At 70.9% G+C, this 24,454-nt stretch carries 18 protein-coding genes; 10 read left to right on the forward strand and 8 right to left on the reverse strand.

Annotated features, from left to right (window positions below):
• Positions 1–33: 33 nt before the first annotated feature.
• The 7 genes from SGFS_RS14145 to SGFS_RS14175 all read right to left on the reverse strand — a co-directional run bounded on the left by SGFS_RS14145 (position 34) and on the right by SGFS_RS14175 (position 7,596).
• Positions 34–1,053 (reverse strand): ABC transporter permease, encoded by a 1,020-nt coding sequence (locus SGFS_RS14145; protein ID WP_286250387.1) that lies wholly within the window; start codon positions 1,051–1,053, stop codon positions 34–36.
• On the reverse strand, positions 1,050–2,591 hold the full coding sequence (locus tag SGFS_RS14150) for a sugar ABC transporter ATP-binding protein (RefSeq protein WP_286250388.1): 1,542 nt from the start codon (positions 2,589–2,591) through the stop codon (positions 1,050–1,052). The genes SGFS_RS14145 and SGFS_RS14150 overlap by 4 nt, the downstream gene beginning before the upstream one ends.
• A 160-nt stretch (positions 2,592–2,751) precedes the next feature.
• Entirely contained in the window at positions 2,752–3,933 is a 1,182-nt protein-coding gene (locus SGFS_RS14155; protein ID WP_286250390.1) for an ROK family transcriptional regulator, read from the reverse strand.
• A gap of 274 nt (positions 3,934–4,207) precedes the next feature.
• Positions 4,208–4,882: a GntR family transcriptional regulator gene (locus SGFS_RS14160; RefSeq protein ID WP_286250392.1), complete on the reverse strand. Its 675-nt coding sequence runs from the start codon at positions 4,880–4,882 to the stop codon at positions 4,208–4,210.
• 172 nt (positions 4,883–5,054) lie between these two features.
• Positions 5,055–5,999 carry a beta-ketoacyl-ACP synthase III gene (locus SGFS_RS14165; RefSeq protein ID WP_286250393.1) on the reverse strand — a complete coding sequence of 315 codons (945 nt, stop codon included), beginning with the start codon at positions 5,997–5,999 and terminating at the stop codon, positions 5,055–5,057.
• A gap of 153 nt (positions 6,000–6,152) precedes the next feature.
• Entirely contained in the window at positions 6,153–6,290 is a 138-nt protein-coding gene (locus tag SGFS_RS14170; RefSeq protein ID WP_286250394.1) for an MFS transporter small subunit, read from the reverse strand.
• Positions 6,256–7,596 (reverse strand): OFA family MFS transporter, encoded by a 1,341-nt coding sequence (locus SGFS_RS14175; RefSeq protein WP_286250395.1) that lies wholly within the window; start codon positions 7,594–7,596, stop codon positions 6,256–6,258. The genes SGFS_RS14170 and SGFS_RS14175 overlap by 35 nt, the downstream gene beginning before the upstream one ends.
• Before the next feature lie 246 nt (positions 7,597–7,842).
• Here SGFS_RS14175 and SGFS_RS14180 point away from each other — a divergent pair, with 246 nt between their 5' ends.
• Genes SGFS_RS14180 through fdhD form a run of 5 tightly spaced genes read left to right on the forward strand, consistent with a single transcriptional unit; the run spans position 7,843 to position 14,666 of the window.
• Positions 7,843–8,814, forward strand: coding sequence for a 2-dehydropantoate 2-reductase (locus tag SGFS_RS14180; protein WP_286250396.1), 972 nt, complete (start codon positions 7,843–7,845; stop codon positions 8,812–8,814).
• Positions 8,811–10,754 carry a molybdopterin oxidoreductase family protein gene (locus tag SGFS_RS14185; protein ID WP_286250397.1) on the forward strand — a complete coding sequence of 648 codons (1,944 nt, stop codon included), beginning with the start codon at positions 8,811–8,813 and terminating at the stop codon, positions 10,752–10,754. Before SGFS_RS14180 ends, SGFS_RS14185 begins: the two co-directional genes overlap by 4 nt.
• Positions 10,755–10,762: 8 nt before the next feature.
• A complete protein-coding gene (locus SGFS_RS14190) occupies positions 10,763–12,889 on the forward strand; it encodes an NAD(P)H-dependent oxidoreductase subunit E (RefSeq protein ID WP_286250398.1) in 2,127 nt (708 codons plus the stop codon).
• On the forward strand, positions 12,886–13,746 hold the full coding sequence (locus SGFS_RS14195; RefSeq protein WP_286250400.1) for a 2Fe-2S iron-sulfur cluster-binding protein: 861 nt from the start codon (positions 12,886–12,888) through the stop codon (positions 13,744–13,746). The genes SGFS_RS14190 and SGFS_RS14195 overlap by 4 nt, the downstream gene beginning before the upstream one ends.
• A gap of 56 nt (positions 13,747–13,802) precedes the next feature.
• Positions 13,803–14,666, forward strand: a complete 864-nt coding sequence (gene fdhD, locus SGFS_RS14200) for a formate dehydrogenase accessory sulfurtransferase FdhD (RefSeq protein WP_286250402.1) — start codon at positions 13,803–13,805, stop codon at positions 14,664–14,666.
• A 274-nt stretch (positions 14,667–14,940) separates the two neighbouring features.
• On the opposite strand, the gene SGFS_RS14205 is transcribed toward fdhD, so the two are convergent.
• Positions 14,941–15,981, reverse strand: a complete 1,041-nt coding sequence (locus SGFS_RS14205; RefSeq protein WP_286250404.1) for a bile acid:sodium symporter family protein — start codon at positions 15,979–15,981, stop codon at positions 14,941–14,943.
• 140 nt (positions 15,982–16,121) lie between these two features.
• Here SGFS_RS14205 and SGFS_RS14210 point away from each other — a divergent pair, with 140 nt between their 5' ends.
• The 5 genes from SGFS_RS14210 (at position 16,122) to SGFS_RS14230 (ending at position 24,359) form a co-directional block, all read left to right on the forward strand.
• Positions 16,122–16,997 carry a LysR substrate-binding domain-containing protein gene (locus SGFS_RS14210; RefSeq protein ID WP_286250406.1) on the forward strand — a complete coding sequence of 292 codons (876 nt, stop codon included), beginning with the start codon at positions 16,122–16,124 and terminating at the stop codon, positions 16,995–16,997.
• A 408-nt stretch (positions 16,998–17,405) separates the two neighbouring features.
• Positions 17,406–19,232, forward strand: a complete 1,827-nt coding sequence (locus tag SGFS_RS14215; protein ID WP_286250407.1) for an AMP-dependent synthetase/ligase — start codon at positions 17,406–17,408, stop codon at positions 19,230–19,232.
• A 142-nt stretch (positions 19,233–19,374) separates the two neighbouring features.
• Entirely contained in the window at positions 19,375–20,628 is a 1,254-nt protein-coding gene (locus SGFS_RS14220) for an ABC transporter substrate-binding protein (RefSeq protein WP_286250408.1), read from the forward strand.
• 30 nt (positions 20,629–20,658) lie between these two features.
• Positions 20,659–23,583, forward strand: coding sequence for an ABC transporter permease subunit (locus tag SGFS_RS14225; protein WP_286250410.1), 2,925 nt, complete (start codon positions 20,659–20,661; stop codon positions 23,581–23,583).
• The gene (locus SGFS_RS14230) at positions 23,580–24,359 is read left to right on the forward strand and encodes an ABC transporter ATP-binding protein (protein ID WP_286250412.1); all 780 of its coding nucleotides are present in this window, start codon (positions 23,580–23,582) and stop codon (positions 24,357–24,359) included. The genes SGFS_RS14225 and SGFS_RS14230 overlap by 4 nt, the downstream gene beginning before the upstream one ends.
• Positions 24,360–24,454 lie beyond the last annotated feature (95 nt).

The following is a 24,454-nucleotide window of genomic DNA, read 5'->3' on the forward strand; positions in this document are numbered from 1 at the left end:
TCCGTGTCGGGCGTACAGAAGTGATCAGGCGTCTCAGGTGGTGGTCGCCGTGCGCCGCTGGACCAGCACGGCCGCGACGATGATCGCGCCCTTGGCGATCTGCTGGACGTCGCTCTGTAGGTTGTTCAGCGCGAAGATGTTGGTGATCGTCGTGAAGATCAGGACGCCGAGCACGGAGCCGGTGATGGTTCCCCGGCCGCCGCTGAGCAGGGTGCCGCCGATGATCGCTGCGGCGATGGCGTCGAGTTCGTAGAGGTTGCCGTTGGTGTTCTGGCCGGAACCGGAGAGCACGATCAGCAGGAACGCGGCGATGCCGCAGCACAGCCCGGAGAGCAGGTACAGATACAGCCGCTGCCGTCGGACGTCGATGCCCGCCAGCCGCGCCGCCTCCGCGTTGCCACCGACGGCGACCGTGCGCCGCCCGAAGGTCGTGCGGTTCAGCAACAGCCAGCCGATGGCGGTCACGACCGCGAAGACGAGAACGAGCGGCGGGACGCCGAGGACATACGCGTCGCGTTCGCCGAGGTCCAGGATCGTGTCGACGCTGACGATCTGCGTGCTGCCGTCGGTGATCTGGAGGGCGAGCCCCCGGGCCGAGGCGAGCATGGCGAGCGTGGCGATGAAGGGGACGATCCCGCCGTACGCGATGAGCAGTCCGTTCACCAGGCCGCACCCGACGCCCACGATCACGGCGGTGAAGAGGATGCCCGCGAAGCCGTACTCCTGGGTGGCGACCGTGGTCGCCCAGACCGAGGCCAGTGCGACGATCGCGCCGACGGAGAGGTCGATGCCGCCGGAGGTGATGACGAAGGTCATGCCGACGGTGACGACACCGATCACCGAGGCCTGGGTGAGGACGAGTTGGAGATTGCGGGTGTCGAGGAACTCGTCCGGTTTGGTGATGCCGCCGATGACGATCAGGGCGGCGAGGACGCCGAGCAGCGAGAGGGTGCGGACGTCGGCGCGGAACACGAGGGTGCGCCAGGCGGGTGGTGCGCTGACGGGTGTCACCTTGTCGGTGCCGCCCCGGGGCGGGGACACGGGCTGCGTCATGACGCAGGGCTCCCTTCAACAGTCACGGGGCTTCCTTCCATCACGAGGTCGAGCACGCGGTGCTCGTCGAGTTCACGGGCGGGCGCGGTGTGCACGACGCGGCCCTCGCGCAGTACGAGCACCCGGTCGGCGAGGCCGAGCACCTCGGGGACCTCGCTGGAGACCAGCAGGACGGCCAGGCCCTCGTCGGCGAGGCGCCGCACGACCGCGTACAGCTCGGCGCGGGCGCCCACGTCGACGCCCCGGGTCGGCTCGTCGAGCAGCAGCACCCGGCAGCCGCGCAGCAGCCAGCGGGCGAGGACCGCCTTCTGCTGGTTGCCGCCGGAGAGGGTGCGTACCGGTACGGACGGGTTGTCGGGGCGCAGCGACAGTTCCCGGGTGGCGGCCCGTGCGCCCTTCAGCTCCGCTCCCCGGTCGATCCAGCCGCCGCGTGCGAAGCGGGACATGGACGACACGGAGACGTTTCTGGTGACGGACTCCAGCATCAGCAGCGCCTGCGCCTTGCGCTCCTCGGGGGCGAGCCCGAGCCCGGCGCGTACGGCGGCCGGTACGCTGCCGAGCCTCAACTGCCGCCCCGCTACCGATACTTGACCGGAAGTCGGCTTGCGGGCGCCGTAGATGGTCTCCAAGATCTCCGACCGCCCCGAACCGACGAGTCCGGCGAGGCCCACGATCTCACCGGGCCGGACCTCCAGGTCGAAGGGCTCGAACTCGCCGTCGCGGGCCAGCCCCCGTACCTCCAGCACAGGGGCGCCGGCCGTGGGTGGCGCAAGCGGGCGGTCCGGGAAGACGTACTCGACGTTCCGGCCGGTCATCAGCGCCACCACCTCGCGCGTCGGCGTCGACTTCGCGGGCAGCCCACCGGCCACGGCCCGGCCGTCCTTCAGCACGGTCACCCGGTCGCCGATGCGGCGGATCTCCTCCAGGCGGTGCGAGATGTAGACGACGGCGACCCCGTCGGCGGTCAGGTCCCCGACGATCCTGAACAGGTTGTCGACCTCGTCCGGGTCGAGCGCGGCGGACGGCTCGTCCATGACGATGAGCCGTACGTCGTGGGAGAGCGCCCGGGCCATCGACACGATCTGCTGCTGGGCGGCCGGCAACTCTCCGACCAGCCGGGCCGCATCGATCTCAGGATGCCCGAGTCGCCTGAGCAGTGCGGCAGTTGAGGAGCGCGCCGCCTTTCCCCGTACGACGAAGCCGGCGGCCGTGGGTTCGTGCCCGAGGTGGACGTTCTCGGCCACCGACAGGCCTTCCACCAGGTCGAGTTCCTGGTAGATGGTGGCGATGCCGAGGCGCATGGCGGCGATCGGGGACTTGAGGGTGACGGGCTCGCCCCGCCAGGTGATCGTGCCGCCGTCGGGCTGGTGGGCGCCGGCCAGGACCTTGATGAGCGTGGACTTGCCGGCGCCGTTCTGGCCTAACAGGCAGTGCACTTCTCCGGCCTGGACGTCGAGGTCGACGCCGTCGAGGGCCCGGACTCCGGGGAACGACTTGGTGATGCCGGACATGGTGAGCAGCGGTGGTTCTGGTGCCATGAGGTCCCCTTGGCGGGCGTGCGGGCCGGTTTCAGGGCTATGCGCGTGCGTGGGCAGGCGGGTTCAGGGCAGGGCAGGGTGAAGAAGAGAGCAGAGCAGAGCGAAGTGGGGCGCTGAACTGGTGGTCTCTGCTGACGAGTGGCTTACGCGGGCGAGTGGCTTACGCGGGCGAGAACAGGTGGTCGCTGATGAGCCGGGCGGCGCCGATGACTCCGGCGGTGGGGCCCAACTCCCCCAGGACGATGGGCAGGTTGCCGGTCGCGAGGGGAAGTGACTGGCGGTAGACCTGGGTGCGGATCGCGGCGAGCAGCGTGTGGCCGAGGCCGGTCACCCCGCCGCCGATCACCACCAGGCCGGGGTTGAAGAAGCTGACGAGTCCGGCGATGACCTGGCCGGTGCGATTGCCGCCCTCGCGTATCAGGTCGAGCGCGGTGGCGTCACCGGCGGCGGCGGCCGCGGCGACGTCGACACCGGTCAGGGTGCCGTTGGCCTCCAGGCGGGAGGCGAGTTGCGCCGAGAGGCCCTGCTGGGCGGCGTCCTTGGCGTCGCGGGCGAGCGCGGCGCCGCTGAAGTGGGCCTCCAGGCAGCCCCGGTTGCCGCAGGCGCAGGGGCGGCCGTCGGGTACGGCGAGGATGTGCCCGATGTCGCCGGCGCTGCCCGTCGTACCGCGGTGGACCTCGCCGCCGACGACGATGCCGCAGCCGATGCCGGTGCCGATCTTGACGCAGAGGAAGTCACCCACGGAACGGGCGACGCCCGCGTGCTGCTCCCCCATCGCCATCAGGTTCACGTCGTTGTCGACCATGACCGGGCAGCCGAGTTCCTGGCTGAGCGCCTCACGGACCGGGAAGCCGTCCCAGCCGGGCATGATCGGCGGGGCCACGGGGACGCCTTCGGGGAAGCGGACCGGTCCGGGTACGCCGATGCCGGCGCCGTCGAACCCTTCCGCGAGCCCGGAGGCCTTCAGCTTGGCGGCCATGGCGAGGACTTGTTCGAAGACGGCGACGGGGCCGTCCCGGACATCGGTGGGTTGGTTGATGTGTCCGAGGATCTCCAACTCCGCGTTGGTGACGGCGACGTCGATGGAGGTCGCGCCGATGTCGACGCCGAGGAAGCGGAGTGCGGGGGCGAGTCGGATGTTGTGCGAGCGGCGACCGCCGCGCGAGGCGGCGAGTCCGTCGGCCACGACCAGGCCCGTCTCCAGCAGTCGGTCCACCTCGACGGCCAGCTTCGAACGGGAGAGGTCGATCTGATCGCCCAGTTGGGCACGGGAGTTGGGGCCGCCGTCACGCAACAGCCGTAGCAGCCGGGCCTGGTGGGCGTTCGCAGGTCGAGCCGTCATACGTCTCACGAGCCCCTCCCATGCCTCAACCGGCCTGTGTCCACTGGGTTCCGGCCACCTGTGTGTGGCTTGCTTTCGCAGGGAACGTAGCAGTGACCGCCGAGTCTGGGAAGAAGTTACGCAGAGATTGCCGCCGACTTTCTCCACTCACAGGACAAAGGGCGACCCACGGTCAGGCGCGAGGACGAACCTTCACGGGTGGGAGCGGTGTCCGCGCCGGAACACGCGAAAGCGGCGGCCACCTCGGGCGCGGCCGCCGCCGAGATGAGCGCGGCTACTTCTCGCGCTCGTGGTACGTCTTCCGCGTGTGTTCCGTGTGCGCGCGCATCACCTCGGTGGCCCGCTGTTCGTCGCGGGCCGAGATCGCGGCGATCAGGTCGCGGTGCTCCACCCAGGACTGGTGGCCTCGCCGGCGGGCGACCGGGGTGTAGTACCAGCGGACGCGGCGGTCGACCTGGGCGGCGAGTTCGGCGAGGACCGCGTTGCCCGCCAGCTCCATGATCTTGGCGTGGAAGCGGGCGTTCATCGCGACCGCGCCGTCCACGTCGTCGGCGGCCACCGCGCGCTCGCCCTCGGCGCACAGCTCCTCCAGGACGGTGATCCCGGCGGTGCCCGCGTTGGCGGCGGCGAGCCGGGCGGCCTCTGCCTCCAACAGCGTGCGTACGGTGAGGAGTTGGTCGGCCTCCTCCTCCGTCGGCTCATGCACGAACGCGCCCTGGGCGGGCCGCAGATCGACCCAGCCCTCGGTGTTCAACCGCTGAAGTGCCTCGCGCACGGGCTGGCGGGACACCCCGAGGTGCCCGGCCAGCTCGCTCTCGACCAGGTGCTGGCCGGGGCGCAGGGCGCGCGTGGTGATGAGTTCGAGCAGGGCCTCGTAGACGCGGTCGCGGAGCGGACCGGGACGTTCGAGCTTGGGCACCGCCCCTTGCGGAAGTCCTGTCGACAACATCGGATCCCCTCCAGAGCACCACCGGGTGTACTGCACACGGAAAGTCAACGGCCCGTACTGGAAAGTCGAAGTCAACAGCCAGTATGGATTGTCTTTCGTCTACAGTCTACGACTCGTGTTGGCCAGGGAGCCGACGCGTATGCCTCGTCACATCGCCACGAACGGCCGCGGCTCACGGGCAGCGGACGACCTGGCCCGCGTAGGAGAGGTTGCCGCCGAAGCCGAAGAGCAGGACGGGGTCGCCCGTGGAGATCTCGCCGCGTTCGACCAGCTTGGAGAAGGCGAGCGGGATGCTGGCGGCCGAGGTGTTGCCGGACTCGGTGACATCGCGGGCGACCACGGCGTTCACCGCGCCGATCTTCTCCGCGAGGGGCTCGATGATGCGCAGGTTGGCCTGGTGCAGGACGACCGCGGCGAGGTCGGCGGGCGCGAGCCCGGCCTTCTCGCAGGCCGCGCGGGCGATGGGCGGCAGCTTGGTGGTGGCCCAGCGGTAGACGCTCTGCCCCTCCTGGGCGAACCGCGCGGGCGTGCCCTCGATGCGTACGGCGTGCCCCATCTCGGGCACCGAGCCCCACAGCACCGGGCCGATGCCGGGCACATCGGAGTCGGCGGCCTCGACGACCGCGGCGCCCGCCCCGTCCCCGACGAGGACGCAGGTCGTACGGTCGGTCCAGTCCGTGACCTCGGACATCTTGTCGGCGCCGATGACGAGGGCGCGAGTGGCGGCCCCGGCGCGCACGGCGTGGTCGGCGGTGGCGAGGGCGTGGGTGAACCCGGCACAGACGACATTGACGTCCATGGCGGCCGGGGACGGGATGCCGAGCCGGTGCGCGACCCGGGCGGCCATGTTCGGGGAGCGGTCGACGGCCGTGGAGGTGGCGACGACGACCAGGTCGACGCTGTCGGCGCCGAGGCCGGCGGTGGCGAGTGCCTTGGCCGCGGCGTGCGCGGCCAGTTCGTCGACGGGTTCGTCGGGTCCGGCGATGTGCCGGGTGTTGATTCCGACACGGCTCCTGATCCACTCGTCACTGGTGTCGACCAGGCCCGCCAGGTCCTCGTTGGTGAGAACCTTGGCGGGCTGGTAGTGGCCGACGGCGGCGATGCGCGAGCCGTTCATGGGTGGATCCCCTCGTTTTGCCTAAGGTCAGCGGTCAGCGGTCAGCGGGATTCACCAGTCTGATCAGTGACTCACGGGTACGAGGGCGGGTGAGGCGACAGGAAAGAGCAGCTCAGGTTGTGGGCTTCTGTCAGACCTCGGAAGGACGAACGCTCACCCGGTGAACAGTTGCGTGGCCTTGCGGACCAGTTCGTACAGGCCGTACCCGAGTGGAATCCCCACCCAGAGCCAGGCCAGGACGATCAGTGGCCGCCGGTCAGGCGGATTCGGACTGCTTTCGCTCGACGACATCGGCTGCCTCCCTCGGGGACGGGATGTGGAAACGGGGGTGGACCGGCCGGACCAGCTCGTTGGCGACGAAGCCGATGGCGAGCAGGCCGATCATGATGAAGAAGGAGAGGCCGTAGAGGTCGGGGCCGTCCTTGCCCGCCTCCTCCTGTCGGTCGGCGATCCAGTTGACGATCAGCGGCCCGAGGACACCGGCCGTGGACCAGGCGGTGAGCAGCCGGCCGTGGATCGCGCCGACCTGGTAGGTGCCGAAGAGGTCCTTCAGATAGGCGGGGATGGTGGCGAAACCGCCGCCGTAGAAGGAGAGGATCACCAGGGCGCATACGATGAACAGCGGCTTGGAGGAGTCGCCGAACAGCGCGATCAGCAGATACATCAGCGCGCCGACGCCCAGGTAGACGCGGTAGATGTTCTTCCGCCCGATCAGGTCGGAGGTGGACGACCAGACGATACGGCCGGTCATGTTGGCCGCGGAGAGCAGCGCGACGAAACCGGCTGCGGCGGTGACGGAGACCGGGGTGGCGGACTTGGCGAAGAAGTCCGTGATCATCGGGGCGGCCTTCTCCAGGATGCCGATGCCCGCGGAGACGTTCATACAGAGGATGACCCACAGACACCAGAACTGCGGGGTGCGGATGGCGTTGCGGGCGGAGACCTGCGGGCCCTCCAGGACGCTCGGTCCGCTGTCAGTGCTCACAGGGGCCTCGCCGCGCGGAACCCGCACCAGCAGCACGCCGAGCATCATGAACACGGCGTACGACAGTCCGTGCACGAGGAAGGCGAGGGCGATGCCGGAGGAGTCGGCGCCGAAGGACTCCAGCATCTGCGCGGACCAGGGCGAGGCGATCAGCGCACCGCCGCCGAAGCCCATGATCGCGATGCCGGTGGCCATGCCGGGCCTGTCCGGGAACCACTTGATCAGGGTCGAGACGGGCGAGATGTAGCCGATGCCCAGGCCGATGCCGCCGACGAAGCCGTAGCCGAAGACGATCAGCCAGTACTGCTCGGTGGCCGCGCCGAGCGAGGCGAGCAGGAAGCCGGAGGAGAAGCAGATCAGGGCCACGGTCATGGCCCAGCGCGGGCCGTTGCGCTCCACGAGCGTCCCGCCGAACGCGGCGGACAGACCGAGCATGACGATGCCTAGCTGGAAGGGCAGCGCGCTCTGGGTGCCGCTCAGGCCGAGGGCGGCTTCGAGCGGCGGCTTGAACACGCTCCAGGCGTAGGCCTGTCCGATGGAGAGGTGGACGGAGAGGGCGGCCGGGGGGACGAGCCATCGGCTCCAGCCCGGAGGGGCGACGGGGGGACTCATGATCCCGGACGGTAGGCAGTGACAGGGGAGTTGAGAAGGCGGCGCGTCGACCGTGTCCGATGAGCGGTATCCACCGCGCGCCGAACGGTCGCGGCCCGGCCACCTTCATGTCCGGGTAATGCCTTGTCCGGCCCGTGCGTGAACCCTTGTCGAGCCAACTTCCATACTGTAGACAATATTTCGTCGACAGTGTTCGGCAGTGCGCCATCTCCGCGGTATCCCTCGACCGAACGGAGCTCCCTCACCATGAAAGTCGCAGTTCTCGGCGCCGGTGCGATCGGCGCCTATGTCGGCGCCGCGCTCCACCGCGCCGGCGCGGACGTGCATCTCGTCGCCCGTGGACCGCATCTGGCGGCCATGAGGCGGGACGGGGTGCGTGTGCTCAGCTCGCGCGGGGACTTCACCGCCCGCGCCCACTCGACCGACGACCCGGCCGAGATCGGCCCGGTCGACTTCGTCCTCCTGGGCCTCAAGGCCAACTCGTACGCGGCGTGCGGGCCGCTGATCGAGCCCTTGCTGCACAGCACCACGGCGGTGATCGCCGCCCAGAACGGCATCCCCTGGTGGTACTTCCACCGGCACGGCGGCCCCCACGACGGCCACCGTGTCGAGAGCGTGGACCCCGGCGGCGCGGTCAGTGCGGTGCTCGCGCCCGAACGGGCCGTCGGCTGTGTCGTCTACGCGGCGACCGAACTCGAAGGCCCTGGTGTCGTAAGGCACTTGGAAGGCACCCGGTTCTCCATCGGGGAACCGGACCGCACGGTCTCGGCGCGCTGCCGGGCGTTCAGCGAGGCCATGGTGGCGGGTGGCCTGAAGTGCCCGGTCGAGCCCGACATCCGGGGCGACATCTGGATCAAGCTGCTCGGCAACATCTCGTTCAACCCGATCAGCGCCCTGGCCCGCGCGACCATGCGGCAGATGTGTCTGCACGGCGGCACCCGCAAGGTCATCGAGACGATGATGGCCGAGACGCTGGCCGTCGCCGAGGCATTGGGCTGCGAGGTCGGTGTCTCCATCGAGCGGCGGATGGCGGGCGCCGAGCGCGTCGGCGACCACCGCACCTCCACGCTCCAGGACCTGGAGCGCGGCAAACCGCTGGAACTCGACGTACTCCTCGCCGCCGTCGTCGAGCTGGCGGACATCACCGGTGTCGAGGTGCCCACGCTCCGCACCGTGCACGCCATCTCGGACCTGCTCGCACTGAGGAGCGCCGCATGAGGAAACGTCAACCGAAGACCTACACCCGTCTCACCCACCCGTTGGTGCGGGACTCCCGCGACGAACCCTTCCGGCAGGCCGGCTGGGACGAGGCCCTGGACCGCGCCGCCCGGGGCCTGGCAGCCGCACGGGGTGCGTTCGGCATGTTCTCGTGCGCCCGTGCCACCAACGAGATGAACTACGTGGCGCAGAAGTTCGCCCGGGTGGTCATGGGCACCAACAACGTCGACTCCTGCAACCGGACCTGCCACGCACCGAGCGTCGCCGGTCTGACCGCTGCCTTCGGATCCGGCGGCGGCACCTCCTCGTACGAGGAGATCGAGCACACCGACGTCATCGTGATGTGGGGCTCCAACGCCCGCTTCGCCCACCCGATCTTCTTCCAGCACGTGCTGAAGGGGATAAGGAACGGGGCCCGCATGTACGCGGTCGACCCGAGGCGGACGTCCACCGCCGAGTGGGCGGAGAGCTGGCTGGGGCTGAACGTCGGCACCGACATCCCGATGGCCCACGCGATCGGCCGCGAGATCATCCACGCCGGGCTCGCCAACGAGGCGTTCATCGAGCGGGCGACCAGCGGCTTCGACGAGTACAGGGCCCTCGTCGAGCCATGGACGCTGTCCCTCGCCGAGAAGGTGACGGGCGTACCGGCCGCCGCCATACGGCAGCTGGCGCACGCGTACGCCCGTGCCGAGCGCGCCCAGCTGTGCTGGACGCTCGGCATCACCGAGCACCACAACGGCACGGACAACGTACGCGCGCTGATCAATCTGTCGCTGTTGACGGGCCATGTGGGGCGTTGGGCCTCGGGATTGCAGCCCCTGCGCGGCCAGAACAACGTGCAGGGCGGCGGCGACATGGGCGCGATCCCCAACCGGCTGCCCGGCTTCCAGGACATCCTCGACCCCGACAGCCGGCTGAGGTTCGAGTCGGCGTGGGACACCGTCATCCAGCCGCACTACGGGCTGAACCTGACGGAGATGTTCGAGGCCATGGAGAAGGGCTCGTTGAAGGCCGTGTACTGCATCGGGGAGAACCCGGCGCAGTCGGAGGCGGACAGCGAGCAGGCGGTACGGCGCATGCGGCAGCTGGACTTCCTCGTCGTGCAGGACATCTTCCTGACCAAGACGGCGGAGCTGGCGGACGTCGTGCTGCCCGCGACCGCCGGGTGGGCGGAGACGGACGGTACGACGACCAACAGCGAGCGCCGCGTTCAGCGGGTGCGCAGGGCGGTCACCCCGCCCGGCGAGGCGCGCGAGGACATCGACATCATCTGCGACCTGGCCTCCCGGCTCGGGCACGAGTGGAAGTACGCCGACGCCGAGGCCGTCTGGAACGAGCTGCGGTCGGTGTCGCCGGACCACTACGGGATGACGTACGAGCGTCTTCAGGAGCACCAGGGCATCCAGTGGCCGTGCCCGAGCACGGAGCAGTTGGAACCGACCTATCTGCACGGCCGGTTGTGGGACCCCGACCCGGCGAAGCGGGGCAGGCTCGCCCCGTTCGGGATCGTCCAGCACGATCCGCCGGTCGATCTGACGGACGAGGAGTACCCGGTCCGGCTGACCACCGGGCGGCGGCTCGACTCGTACAACACCGGTGTGCAGAGCGGGGGTTACGCGTCCCCGCTGCGGCGCGGGGAGTACATCGAGCTGTGCCCGGAGGACGCGGAGCGCTACGGGGTCGTGGTCGGCGAGGAGGTTCGGGTGTCCTCGCGGCGCGGGTCGGTGGTGGCGCCGGTGTGGATCGACCTGGCCCTGCGGCCGGGCCTCGCCTTCATGACCATGCACTTTCCCGACGAGGTGGACACCAACCAGCTGACGATCGAGGCGAACTGCCCGATCGCGGGGACGGCGGAGTTCAAGGCGTCGGCGATCCGGATCGAGAAGCTGGTCGAGAAGCTGGCCGAGAAATCGCCCGCCACGGCCGTGAGGAGCTGAGACAGGACATGGATCTGCACTTCGGCGACAGCAAGCCCACGGACAAGGAGAAGGCGGCCGTCGACGCGCTGCTCGGCCCGCCGGAATCCTCCTGGGAGGGCGCGGACCGCTCCGACGCGGACCTTCGCTGGGCGCGGGGCGGGCGGGCGGCCCGGGAGCGCCGCGATCTGCTGTTGCCGGGGCTGCACGCGATCAACGACCGGGTGGGGTGGATCAGCGAGGGTGCGCTGGACTATCTGTGCCGTCGGCTGACGGTGCCGCCGGCGGAGGCGTACGGGGTCGCCACGTTCTATGCGATGTTCTCGGTGAAGCCCCGGCCGGCGACCGTGCTGCAGGTGTGCACGGATCTGGCGTGCGCGGCGGCGGGCGCGGCTGAGCTGTGCGCGGGGGTCGAGGCGCGGCTGGGGCTCGGGAGTGGGGTGCGGGTCGAGCGGAGTCCGTGTCTGGGGTTGTGCGAGCGGGCGCCCGCGGCGTTGGTGGTGCGGGCGGGGGGCTCCGCGCCGGACGGGGATGTCGACACCGCCTCCCCTACCCGTCCCGTCCGCCAGGGGCCGCGCCCCTTCGACCCGCCACGGGGCTCCGCCCCGGACCCCGTTTCGGGGGCCGACCCCCGGCCCCCCGCTCCTCAAACGCCGGGGGGGCTGACATTCCCTGGACCTGGCTTGGACGATCGCCCGGGCCAGGCACCACCAGCCCGTCCGGCGTTTGCGGACGAGGCCGTTCAGGCCGATGAGGGGGGTCTGGGGGCGCAGCCCCCAGGGCTCGGGGATGGGAAGGGGCGGCGGGGGCGAATTCCCTCCCGGGTGACGGCCGTCGTCGCACCGGCCACCGTCGACACGACCGTCGTCACCGCCACGCTCCCGGAAATGGCTGCTGCCGAACCCCCGGCCGCCATGGCCGTGCCCCAGGCGGGCGCCCCCTCGCTGATCCTGCTGCGCCGCGTCGGCGTCGTCGACCCCGCCTCTCTCGACGACTACCGCGCCCACGGCGGCTACACGGCCCTCCGCCACGCCTTCGCCCTGGGCCCCGCCGGAGTCATCCGCGAGGTCACCGACTCGGGCCTCGTCGGCCGCGGCGGCGCCGCCTTCCCCACCGGGCGGAAATGGCAGGCCACGGCGTCGCAGCCCGACCATCCGCACTACCTCGTGTGCAACGCCGACGAGTCGGAGCCCGGCACCTTCAAGGACCGGGTGGTGATGGAGGGCGACCCGTACGCCCTCGTGGAGGCGATGACGATCGCGGCGTACGCGACCGGCGCCCACCAGGGGTATCTGTATCTGCGGGGCGAGTACCCGAGGGCCCTGCGGCGCATGGAGCACGCCATCTCACAGGCCCGCGCCCGCGGACTGCTCGGCGACGACATCCTCGGCCAGGGGTACGCCTTCGACATCGAGATCCGCCGGGGGGCCGGCGCCTACATCTGCGGCGAGGAGACGGCTCTCTTCAACTCCATCGAGGGGTATCGCGGCGAGCCACGCTCGAAGCCGCCCTTCCCCGTGGAGAAGGGCCTGTTCGGCAAGCCGACCGTCGAGAACAACGTCGAGACCCTCGTCAACGTCCTGCCGATCCTCACCCTGGGCGCCCCGGCGTACGCGACGATCGGAACCGGCCGCTCCACCGGGCCGAAGCTGTTCTGTGTGTCGGGCAGCGTGGACCGGCCCGGCATCTACGAGCTGCCGTTCGGCGCGACGCTGGGCGAGCTGCTGGAACTGGCCGGGGTGCGCGGCCGGCTGCGGGCCGTGCTTCTCGGTGGCGCGGCCGGCGGCTTCGTACGGCCCGACGAGCTGGACATTCCCCTCACCTTCGAGGGCACCCGGGAGGCGGGCACCACGCTCGGCTCGGGGGTGGTCATGGCCTTCGACGACACGGTTCCGCTGCCCCGGCTGCTGCTGCGCATCGCGGAGTTCTTCCGGGACGAGTCCTGCGGGCAGTGCGTGCCGTGCCGGGTCGGGACCGTACGGCAGGAGGAGGCGCTGCACCGGATCGTGGAGCGGACGGGTGCGGCGGCCGCCGAGGACATCACCCTGCTCAGGGAGGTCGGCCGGGCGATGCGGGACGCCTCGATCTGCGGTCTCGGCCAGACCGCGTGGAACGCCGTGGAATCCGCCATCGACCGTCTGGGGGCGTACGAATGACCGTGATACCGCTGGGAGTGCCGCGCCGCCTCCTGGAGTTCACCATCGACGGCGACGAGGCCCGGGTCCCCGAGGGCTCGACCATCCTCGACGCCTGCCGGGCGGCCGGGAAGGACATACCGACGCTCTGCCAGGGCGACACCCTCACCCCCAAGAACGCCTGCCGGGTCTGTGTCGTCGAGGTCGAGGGGGCCCGGACCCTGGTCCCGGCCTGCTCACGCAAGGCCGAGCCCGGTATGGAGGTGAGGACCGACACCGAGCGGGCCCGGCACAGCCGCAAGGTCGTGCTCGAACTGCTCGCCTCGTCGGTCGATCTGTCGACCACACCGAGAGTCGCGGAATGGCTCAAGGAGTACGAGGCCAAACCGGACCGTTTCGGCCCGGACGCGGCCCGCCTCAACGAGCAACCGAAGATCGACAACGACCTCTACGTCCGCGACTACGACAAGTGCATCCTCTGCTACAAGTGCGTCGACGCGTGCGGTGACCAGTGGCAGAACACCTTCGCGATCTCCGTCACCGGACGCGGTTTCGACGCCCGGATCGCCGTCGAGCACGACGCCCCGCTCACCGACTCCGCGTGCGTGTACTGCGGGAACTGCATCGAGGTGTGCCCGACGGGGGCGCTGTCGTTCAAGTCGGAGTTCGACATGCGGGCTGCCGGTACGTGGGACGAGTCGGCGCAGACCGAGACGACCACGGTGTGCGCGTACTGCGGTGTGGGCTGCAATCTCACTCTGCACGTGCAGGACAATGAGATCGTGAAGGTCACCTCTCCGCACGACAATCCGGTGACCCACGGCAACCTGTGCATCAAGGGCCGCTTCGGCTACCAGCACGTACAGAACCGGGACTGATCGGGACGGCCGACCGGGGCCGATGGGGACGAGGACGGAAAGAGGGGTAGGGACGCATGGGACGAGTCACGGAACGACGGAAGGTGATCCGTATCCGGGACGGGGCTGTCTCCACCCGCCCGGACACCCTCGTCGCCGAGGAACCCATGGAGATCCGGCTCAACGGCAAGCCCCTCGCGATCACCATGCGCACCCCCGGTGACGACTTCGCGCTCGCCGCCGGGTTCCTGGTGAGTGAGGGTGTGCTCGGCGCGCAGGCCGATCTGCAGAACATCGTGTACTGCGCGGGCGCCACGGTCGACGGCTCGAACACGTACAACGTGGTGGATGTGAGGACCGCGCCGGGGGTGGTGATCCCGGACATCACGCTGGAGCGGAACGTGTACACGACCTCGTCGTGCGGTCTGTGCGGCAAGGCCTCGCTGGACGCGGTCCGTACGACGGCCCGCTGGGCGATCGACGACACGCACGGCGGTGACACTCCCCCGGTGCGGGTGGACCCCGAACTGCTCGCCGGCCTCCCCGACCGGCTGCGCGCGGCCCAGCGGGTCTTCGACCGGACCGGGGGTCTGCATGCGGCGGCCCTGTTCAGCGAGGAGGGGGAGCTGCTCGACGTACGGGAGGACGTGGGGCGGCACAACGCGGTGGACAAGCTGGTGGGACGGGCTCTGCAGAGCGGCGATCTGCCGCTGTCCCGTGTGCTGCTGCTGGTCTCGGGGCGGGCCTCGTTCGAGCTGGCGCAGAAGGCGGTGATGGCGGGGATACCGGTGCTGGCGGCGGTGTCGGCGCCGTCGTCGCTGGCGGTGGACCTCGCGGTCGAGACCGGGCTGACGCTGGTCGGGTTCCTTCGGGGCACCTCCATGAACGTGTACGCGGGTGAGCATCGGGTCGCACTGCGGGCCGCGGCCGCCCAGGGCTGACCGGCTCCCCGCGACACGGCGGCGGGGCCCCGACCGGCGGGGAGCGCCCCCTGCGCCGCGCAGGGGCTCCGCCTCTAGCTCCGCCCGGACGGCCGGGTGCCTTTTCGCCCCCGCCGCCCCTGCCCATCCCATCCACAAGCTGGGGGCTCCGCACCCAGGCACCCGGGCATGTGCGTCGGCCGCGGCCCAGGTGGGGGCTTGTCGCGCAGTTCCCCGCGCCCCTCGAAGCCCTCCCCGGTCACGTACGCCGGCGGGGCCTCGGCGCAGCTGAACATCACGCGGAAGGTGTGCCTGTACCGACCGCGGTTCGTATCGCTTCGTCCCGCTCCTGGGTGGTCTCGGGCTCCAGTGGATCGAGGGAGCGGCGCTTGGCGATGACCGCGCAGACCATGAGCTGCATCTGGTGGAACAGCATCAGCGGCAGTACGGCGAGGGAGGCCTCGGCGCCGAACAGGACGCTCGCCATGGGCAGCCCGGAGGCGAGGGACTTCTTCGAGCCGGCGAACTGGATCGCGATCCGGTCGGCCCGGTCGAAGCGGAGCGCCTTCGCGCCGTACCAGGTGAGCGCCAGCATCACGGCGAGGAGGACGGCCTCGACGCCCAGCAGCCCGACGAGCCGCAGGGGGCTGACCTGGCTCCAGATGCCGCGGATCATGCCCTCGCTGAAGGCGACGTAGACGACGAGGAGGATCGAGCCGCGGTCGACGAGGCCGAGGACCTGCTTGTGGCGGGTGAGGAAGTCGCCGATCCAGCGGCGGGCGATCTGCCCGGCGAGGAACGGCACCAGCAGTTGGAACACGATCTTGACGAGCGCGTCGGCGGAGAAGCCGCCCACGCTGCCGCCGAGCAGGGTCGCGGCGAGCAGTGGAGTGATGACGATGCCCGCGAGGGAGGAGAAGGAGCCCGCGCAGATCGCGGCGGGGACGTTGCCGCGGGCCATCGAGGTGAAGGCGATCGAGGACTGGATGGTCGACGGGACGAGGGTGAGGAAGAGCAGACCGGTGTAGATGGAGTGCGTCAGGAACACCGGTTCGAGGGCCCGGGCGGCCAGGCCGAGCAGCGGGAAGACGACGAACGTGCAGGCCAGGACGGTGATATGGAGGCGCCAGTGCTTGAGACCGTCCACGGCCTCGCGGGTGGAGAGCCGGGCGCCGTAGAGGAAGAAGAGGAAGGCGATCGCGGCCGTGGAGGCGCCCGAGGCGACGTCGGCGGTGACGCCCCGCGCCGGCAGGAGTGCCGCGAGACCGACCGTCGCGAGCAACAGCAGGATGTACGGGTCGATCGGCATCCAACCGGGCCACTGCAGGCGTTTCACGGTGCTCCACGTACGTTCGATGGGGGTGCGTCGGGGGCCGGAGAGCCCCTCTCCATCGTCCTCTCCCGGCCCGTGATCGGGAATCCGTCATACCGTTCTGACTGCGATCGCACATCGCGATAACTGGATACGGTGTCGGTATGTATGACCCCTCGCAGTTGCGGACCTTCCTCGCCGTGTCCCAGACCCTGAGCTTCACCCAGGCGGCCCGGCGGCTCGGGCTGCGCCAGTCCACGGTCAGCCAGCATGTGCGCCGGCTGGAGGACGCGACCGGGCGGCAGCTGTTCTCCCGGGACACGCACTCGGTGGAGCTGACGGAGGACGGCGAGGCCATGCTGGGCTTCGCGCGCCGACTCCTGGAGGTGCACGAGCAGGCGACGGCGTTCTTCACGGGGACCCGGCTGCGCGGGCGGCTGCGCTTCGGCGCCTCGGAGGACTTCGTGCTGACCCGGCTGCCGGAGATCCTGGAGGGCTTCCGGCTCGACCATCCCGAGGTGGACCTGGAGCTGACGGTCGAGCTGTCGGGCACGCTGCACGAGCAGCTCGCGGCGGGCAAGCTCGATCTGGTGCTGGCCAAGCGGCGCCCTGAGGAGCCGCGCGGTGAGCTCGTCTGGCACGACCGTCTGGTGTGGATCGGCGCCGAACGGCTCCGGCTGGACGCCGACCGCCCGGTGCCGCTGATCGTCTTCCCGCCGCCCGGCATCACCCGTGCCCTCGCCCTGGAGGCCCTGGAGCGCGAGGGCCGCGCCTGGCGCATCGCCTGCACCAGCGGCAGCCTCAACGGCCTGATCGCCGCCGCCCGCGCCGGGCTCGGCGTCATGGCCCACTCGCGGCGCCTGGTGCCGCCGGGGCTGGTGCGGATGCCGGAGCGGGCCGGGCTGCCGGAGCTGGGCGAGGTCGACTTCGTGCTGGTCCACGGGCGGCGGCCGGGAGCGGCGTCGAGCGCGGCCGACGCCCTCGCCGCCGCGATCCTCTCCGGCGGGGACCGGCTGCACGGCGGCGCCCGGGGCGTCTGAGAGCCGGGGTACGACAGCCGAGTTGTAACCGGTATAACCGGTTAGGCCGCTGGAACAGGCATCGACCCCCGACACCCCCGACCGGTATCGCTGGGGCCGGCATGAAGCGGCGCGCCCCGGCCCCACCGGGGCCCGAACGCGAAATTTGTTCGCGTTCACCCGGATCAGGTCTATTGAGGGGACGCGCACCGCAATCGGGACGTACAGATTCGGTGGAGATTACGGTGCCGAAACTTACTGAGGCGTCAGTAATTGCGTCGGATACCTCCCTGTCCACGTAGATTTTCCGGCGCCACGCCGTGCCGTCGATACTGTTCGGTGCTGGTTCGTCCCCTCCGCACCCCCTCCCGCCCGATCTCGTGGTGAGGTAGCTTTCACGCGCTGTGCGGAGCGCCACGAGGAGCGGGTTTGCGCGAGTTCACCAACCCTTCGTTGGCGTCGGCGCCGCCGGTGGGCGGCCTGGCCGACGTCGTCTTCGAGCACGCCCAGGACGACCCCCTGTACATCGCCCTCGGCCGCAAGGACGAGCACGGCGAGTGGCGCGATGTGACCTGTGCCGAGTTCCGTGACGAGGTGCTGGCGCTGGCCAAGGGGCTGCTGTCGCAGGGCATCCGGTTCGGCGACCGGGTCGCCATCATGTGCCGTACACGCTACGAGTGGACCCTCTTCGACTACGCCCTGTGGACCATCGGCGCGCAGGTCGTCCCGATATACCCCACGTCGTCGGCCGAGCAGGTCTTCTGGATGCTGTACGACGCGCAGTGCACGGCGGCCATGGTCGAGCACGAGGACCACGCGATGACCATCGCGACGGTCATCGACCGCCTGCCCCAGTTGCAGCGGCTGTGGCAGCTGGACGTGGGCGCGGTGCAGGAGCTGTACGAGTCGGGGGCGCATCTCGACGACGACGTGGTGCACCGCCACCGCAAGGCGGTCACGCCCGACTCGATTGCGACGATCATCTACACGTCCGGCACCACGGGCCGCCCCAAGGGCTGTGTGATCTCGCACGGCAGCTTCATGTTCGAGGCGGAGACCGTCATCGAACGCTGGTCGCCGCTGTTCAAGTCCCGCAGGGGCGACGAGGCGGCGACCCTGCTGTTTCTGCCCCTCGCGCATGTCTTCGGGCGGATGGTGCAGGTCGCCGGGATCCGCGGCAAGGTCAAGTTCGGACACCAGCCACAGCTCAACGCGGCCGTGCTGCTGCCGGACCTCGCCGCCTTCCAGCCGACGTTCTTCCTGGCCGTGCCGTACATCTTCGAGAAGGTGTTCAACGCGGCCCGGCGCAAGGCCGAGCGGGAGGGCAGGGCGGGGCCGTTCGAGAAGGCCGTCGAGGTCGCGGTGAAGTACGCGGACGCGATGGAGGCCAAGGCCTGGGGCATCGGGCCCGGCCCGTCGGCGGGGCTGCGGATGCAGCACCAGTTCTTCGACAAGGTCGTCTACGCCAAGATCCGGGAGGCGATGGGCGGCCGGATCAAGTACGCGATGTCCGGCGGCTCCGCGATGGACCGCCGGCTCGGACTGTTCTTCGCGGGCGCCGGCGTCCACATCTTCGAGGGGTACGGCCTCACCGAGTGCACGGCGGCCGCGACCGCCAACCCGCCCGAGCGCACCCGTTACGGCACGGTCGGCCAGGCCATCCCCGGTATGACCGTGCACATCGCGGACGACGGCGAGATCTGGCTGCGCGGCCCCAACGTCTTCCAGGGCTACCTCAACAACCCCAAGGCCACCGACGAGACCCTCCAGGACGGCTGGCTCGCCACCGGCGACCTGGGCTCACTCGACGAGGACGGCTACCTCACGATCACCGGGCGCAAGAAGGAGATCCTGGTGACCTCCGGCGGCAAGAGCGTCTCGCCCGCGATCCTGGAGGAACGGGTGCGCGACCATCCGCTGGTCGCCCAGTGCATCGTCGTCGGCAACGACCGGCCGTACATCGCGGCCCTCGTCACCCTGGACGGCGAGGCCGTCGAGCACTGGCTCCAGATGCACGACAAGCAGAAACTTTCCCCGGCCGAGCTGGTGCGCGACCCCGAACTGGAGACCGAGGTCCGGCGGGCCGTGGTCGCCGCGAACACGCTGGTGTCGCAGGCCGAGTCGATCCGCACGTTCCGCATCCTGGCCCATCAGTTCACCGAGGAGCACGGGCTGCTCACGCCCTCGCTGAAGCTGAAGCGGAAGGCGATCGAGAAGACGTACGCGAAGGAGGTGGAGGCTCTCTACCGGGCCTGAGTCCGCCCGCGTACCGGGCGGGGAGCGGGCCCGAGCCGCCATCTCCTCGGAACTGACGGTTCATCACATCCTTGACGGCGGTTATTGACGATCCGTCAGATCTGCCGCAGTCTTTCGGTCACCCGACGAAGGGGGACCGACCGTGTCGCGCCCGATCCGCGTCATCACCGCCGCCGTGGCCGCCCTCGTCCTCGCCACCGCCTGCAACTCCGCCTCCACCGCCGGGAGTTCGGACAAGCCGGGCAACGCGGTGCGCGGGGTGAGCGACGACTCGATCAAGGTCGGCGGCATCGTCTCGATGACGACCAGTACGGGGTACTCGAAGAAGGACACCGACCTCGGGGCGAAGGCACGGTTCGACCGGGCCAACGCCGAGGGCGGGGTCAACGGGCGTCGGATCGAGTATCTGGGCGCGGAGGACGACGGACAGGACCCGGCGAAGAACCTCGCGGCGGCCCGCAAGCTGGTGCAGCGCGACGAGGTGTTCGCGGTGGTGCCGATGAGCTCCACGACCTTCTCGGGCGCCGACTTCCTCCAGCAGCAGAAGGTACCGACCTTCGGCTGGGGCACCCTCCCCTCCTTCTGCGGCCCGGCCTACATCTACGGCTTCGGCGGCTGTATGGTCCCCTCCCCCGGCGGCACCATCTCCCAGACCTGGCCGGAGGGGCTGAAGCAGGTGATGGGCGGCGCGAAGGGCAGGTCGGTCGCGATCCTCGCCAACGACAGCGAGGCCGGTACGTTCGCCGTCCGCACCTACAGCCAGAGCTTCGAGGCGGCGGGCTTCGAGGTCGCGTACGCCAAACCCGCCGTGCCCGCAGGTTCGGTGCCGAGCGACTGGTCGGCGTACACGAAGGCGCTCCTGCGCAGCGACGGCGGGAAGGCGCCCGACGCGGTCGTCTCCGTGATGCAGACGCCGTACAACATCGGCCTGTTCACGGCGCTCAAGCGGACCGGCTACGACGGTGTCCTCACCGATCCCACGGACTACGACCCGGCGCTGCTCGCCAAGGACGCGACCAGGCAGGCGCTGGACGGGGTGCACATCCTGCTGTCGTTCCAGCCGTTCGAGCAGGCAAGCGCGGAGATGCGGCAGTTCGAGGAGGACATCCGGAAGGCGGCGGGGAAGGGCGTCGCCTTGAACATGCACATGGTCACCGGGTACATGTCTGCCGATCTGTTCCTGGCCATTGCCGAGAAGGCGGGCGAGGACCTGACCGTGGCCTCCTTCCAGAAGGCGGCGAAGGGCTTCTCGGACAAGGGGACGCTGGTCGGGGACCGGGCCGAGCCCCGGGGACAGAAGGAATCGTTCGGGTGCGGGGCGCTCGTGCAGCTCAAGGGCGGGAAGTACGTGGTGTCGGCACCCTTCGCGTGCTATCCGCCCATCCCCTTCAAGTAGCCGACGGGCAAGGGGACTTGGGGGCTGGAGATGGCCGATCTGTTGGGGTTCGTGCTGAGCGGGCTGGTCTCGGGCGCGCTGTACGCGCTGCTGGCGACCGGGCTGGTGCTGTCGTACTCGGCCTCGGGCCTGTTCAACTTCGCGCACGGCGCCACCGCCTACCTGTGCGCGCTCGCCTTCTACGAGCTGCACTCGGGCTTCGGCTGGCCCGCCGTGCCGACCGCCGTGCTGCTGGTGTGCGGGATGGCGCCCGCACTGGGCTGGGGTCTTGACCGGCTGATGTTCCGGAAGCTGGCGCGGGTCGGGGAGACGGCTCAGATCGTGGCCACGATCGGGCTGCTGGTGGCGCTGCCCGCGCTGGGCCTGTGGGTGGTGGAGCTGCTGGCGGACGCGGGGGCGTCGGTGAAGCCCGCCGAGAACCAGTTCGGGCTGCCGGGCGTCGGGCCGAGTCCGGCGGTGTCCTGGCAGCCGGTGGCCGGGGTCGGCGTCGACTCCGACCAGGTGATCACCTGGGTGGCGACCGCGGTGGTGGCGGGCGGGCTGTGGGTGCTGATGCGGCACACCCCGCTCGGGCTGCGGCTGCGGGCGACCGTGGACAACCGGACGCTGGTCGAGCTGCGCGGGATGAGCGCGGACCGGCTGTCGTCGATCGCGTGGATGCTGTCGAGCGGCCTCGCGGGGCTGGCCGGTGTCCTCGCGACTCCCCTGCTCGGACTGTCCGCCCATGACTTCACCCTGTTCCTGTTCGTCTCGGCGACGGCCGCCGTGCTCGGCCGCTTCGCCTCCGTGCCGCTGGCCTTCGCGGGCGGGCTGGGGCTCGGCGTGCTGCAGAACCTGGTCGCCGGATACGCGTCCTTCGCCGAGCGGATCACCGGCTTCCGTACGGCGGTGCCGTTCCTGATCCTCTTCGCCGGGCTGCTGGTGCTGACCCGGCGGCGGCGGACGGCGGGCACGGCCGCGGTCGACGCGCCGCCGGTCGACTATCTGGCCGGGCGGTCCTGGGCCAGGCGCTGGGGCCCGTGGGCGGCGGCGGCCGTACTACTGGCGGTGGCCTTCTACACGGTCACCACGCCCTTCTGGAGCGGAGTGCTCGCGCAAGGGCTCGCGATCTCCCTGGTGTTCCTCTCGTTCACCGTCGTCACGGGGCTGGGCGCGATGGTGTCGCTGGCGCAGGCGACCTTTGTGACCGGGGCCGCGCTGGTGGCGGGGCTGTTGATGAGCCACGGCTGGCCGTTCGTGGCCGCCGCGCTGGTCGGGACGTGCGGGGCGGCGGTGCTGGGCGCGCTGGTGGCGCTGCCCGCGCTGCGGCTCGGCGGCCGTACGCTGGCCCTCGCGACGCTGGCACTGGCCTTCCTCGCCGACCAAGTGCTGTTCCAGATGGGCTGGCTGCGGAACGGCGACACCGGCTGGGCGGTCCCGCGGCCCGTGTTCGGCCCGGTGGACCTGAACGACGACCGGGCGATGGGCGTGGCCGTGCTCGTGCTCGTCACGCTGTTCGTGGCGGCCCTCGGCGCGCTGCGCGACTCGCCCTCCGGACGCGCCATGCTCGCCGTGCGGTCGGCTCCGGCTGCGGCCATGGCCTCGGGTGTCTCGGTCGTCCGGACCAAGCTGACGCTCTTCACGCTGTCCGCCGGGCTCGCCGGTTTCGGGGGCGTGCTCTACGCCTCGTACAGCACCCGGATCACGGCCACCGACTTCACCGCGATGACGGGGCTGGTGTGGCTCGCGGTGGTCGTGGCGGCCGGGCTGCGCCGACCGCAGTACGCCGTGGTGGCGGGGCTGGTGTACGCGGTGGTGCCGCATGTCGTGGCGGACTACGTCACCGAGTCGGCGCAGCTGCCGGTGATCCTGTTCGGGCTGGCGGGGCTGGCCCTGGCGAACGACCCGGACGGGTACTGCGCGGCACTGCCGGTGCGGTGGCAGCGGAGGGGGTTGGGGCGGGGTGCGGTGGCGGAGGTGCGGGCGCCGTCGGGGTCGCCGGCGGGTGAGGCCGTCGTCGGGGGAGGCACCGGCGCTGCCCTGAAGAACGCTGCCGGGGCCGCACCCGAAGCCGCCCTGAAGACCACCACCGGGGCCACCCGCGCGGCCGCCGACGCCGCCGTCCCCGAAGCCGCCGTCCCCGAAGCCGCCTCGAAGACCACCGTCGAAGCTGCCCGCGGCGCCGCCCTCAAGACCACCCCCGGCTCGCCCCTCAAGACCACCCCCGGCGCCGCCCTCGACCTGCGTGCCGTGCGTGCCGGATACGACGGCGCACCGGTCGTGCACGGTGTCGACCTCGCCGTGCGCCCCGGTGAGATCCTCGCCCTGCTCGGGCCGAACGGGGCCGGGAAGTCGACAGTGTGCGGGGTCGCCGCCGGGCTGCTGGCGCCGCTGGACGGGCAGGTGTACGTGGCCGGGCGGGACGCCACCCGGCAGGGTGCCGTCGGGCGGTCGCGGGCCGGGGTGGTGCTGGCACCCGAGGGACGCGGGATCTTCCCCTCGCTCACCATCGAGGAGAACCTCGCCCTGCGGCTGCGCTCCCGTCCCGAACGCGAGGCCGTGTACGCCCGCTTCCCGGGGCTCGCCGCGCGGCGCGGGGTCGTCGCCGGTTCGCTGTCGGGCGGCGAGCAGCAGCTGCTGGCGCTCGCCCCGCTGCTCCAGCGACCGCCCGCCGTGCTGATCGCCGACGAGCCGTCCCTGGGGCTCGCGCCCCGGGTGGTCGACGAGGTCTTCGCGCTGCTCACCGAACTCCGGACCGCCGGTACCGCGTTGCTGCTCGTCGAGGAAAAGGCGGCCGAGGTCCTCGGCGTCGCGGACACGGTCGCCTATCTCGCCCAGGGGCGGGTCAGATGGTGCGGGCCACGTGCCGAGGTGGCGCAGGACCGGCTCACGGAGGCGTACCTGGGGATCGGCGGCAAGGGGAACCCCCACCCCGCTGACCGGGAGCGACACGCCAAAGGGGTGACCCGGCCGTGAGCGGAGCCGCCCCCGTGCTGGAGGCCGTCGGCGTCGGTGTCCGCTTCGGCGGGGTGCGCGCCCTCGACGGGGTGGATCTGGCCCTGCGCCCGGGTGAGGTGTGCGGGCTGATCGGCCCGAACGGGGCCGGCAAGACGACCCTGTTCGACGTACTGTCCGGTATCCGCCGCCCCGACACGGGCCGTGTGCTGCTCGGCGGCGCGGACGTCACCCGCCGCTCCCCCGTCTGGCGCTCCCGCCACGGGATGCGGCGCACCTTCCAACGGCAGCAGCTCTTCGGCCAGTTGACGGTGGCCGACAACCTGCTCGTCGCCCAGGAGTGGCGGGGCGGCGGAGGCGTCCTCGTGGCCGATCTGCTGGCGGCGCCGACCCGGCGCGGATACGAGAGGGCGCGTCGGGAGCGGGCGGCGGAGGTGCTGCGGATGTGCGGCCTGGACACGGTGGCCGAGGTGTACGCGGGGGCCCTGCCCGTCGGGCGGGCGCGGATGCTGGAGCTGGCGCGGGCGGTGGTGGACGGGGCGGAGGTGCTGCTGCTGGACGAGCCCGCGGCCGGGATGACGGCCGACGAGCACCGGCAGCTGTCGTCCGTCATCCGCCGGCTGACAGCGGAACACGGCTGTTCCGTACTCCTTGTGGAGCATGACGTCGCCTTCGTCATGGACCTCTGCGCCCGTGTCACCGTCCTCGACCTGGGCCGGGTGCTCGCCACGGGAGCGGCGGCCGAGGTCCGGGCGGATCCGAGGGTGCGGGAGGCCTATCTCGGCGCGAGGGTGTAGCGCGGAACGGGACTGCGGCGCGGTCCGACAGGCGGACGCCAACGCTCCATTTCCGGCCATTCTGTGGATCGGCGGCCGGGACGCGTGCCCGGGAA

Origin of the sequence: Streptomyces graminofaciens, from assembly GCF_030294945.1 — a bacterium.
Classification (GTDB): Bacteria; Actinomycetota; Actinomycetes; order Streptomycetales; family Streptomycetaceae; genus Streptomyces; species Streptomyces graminofaciens.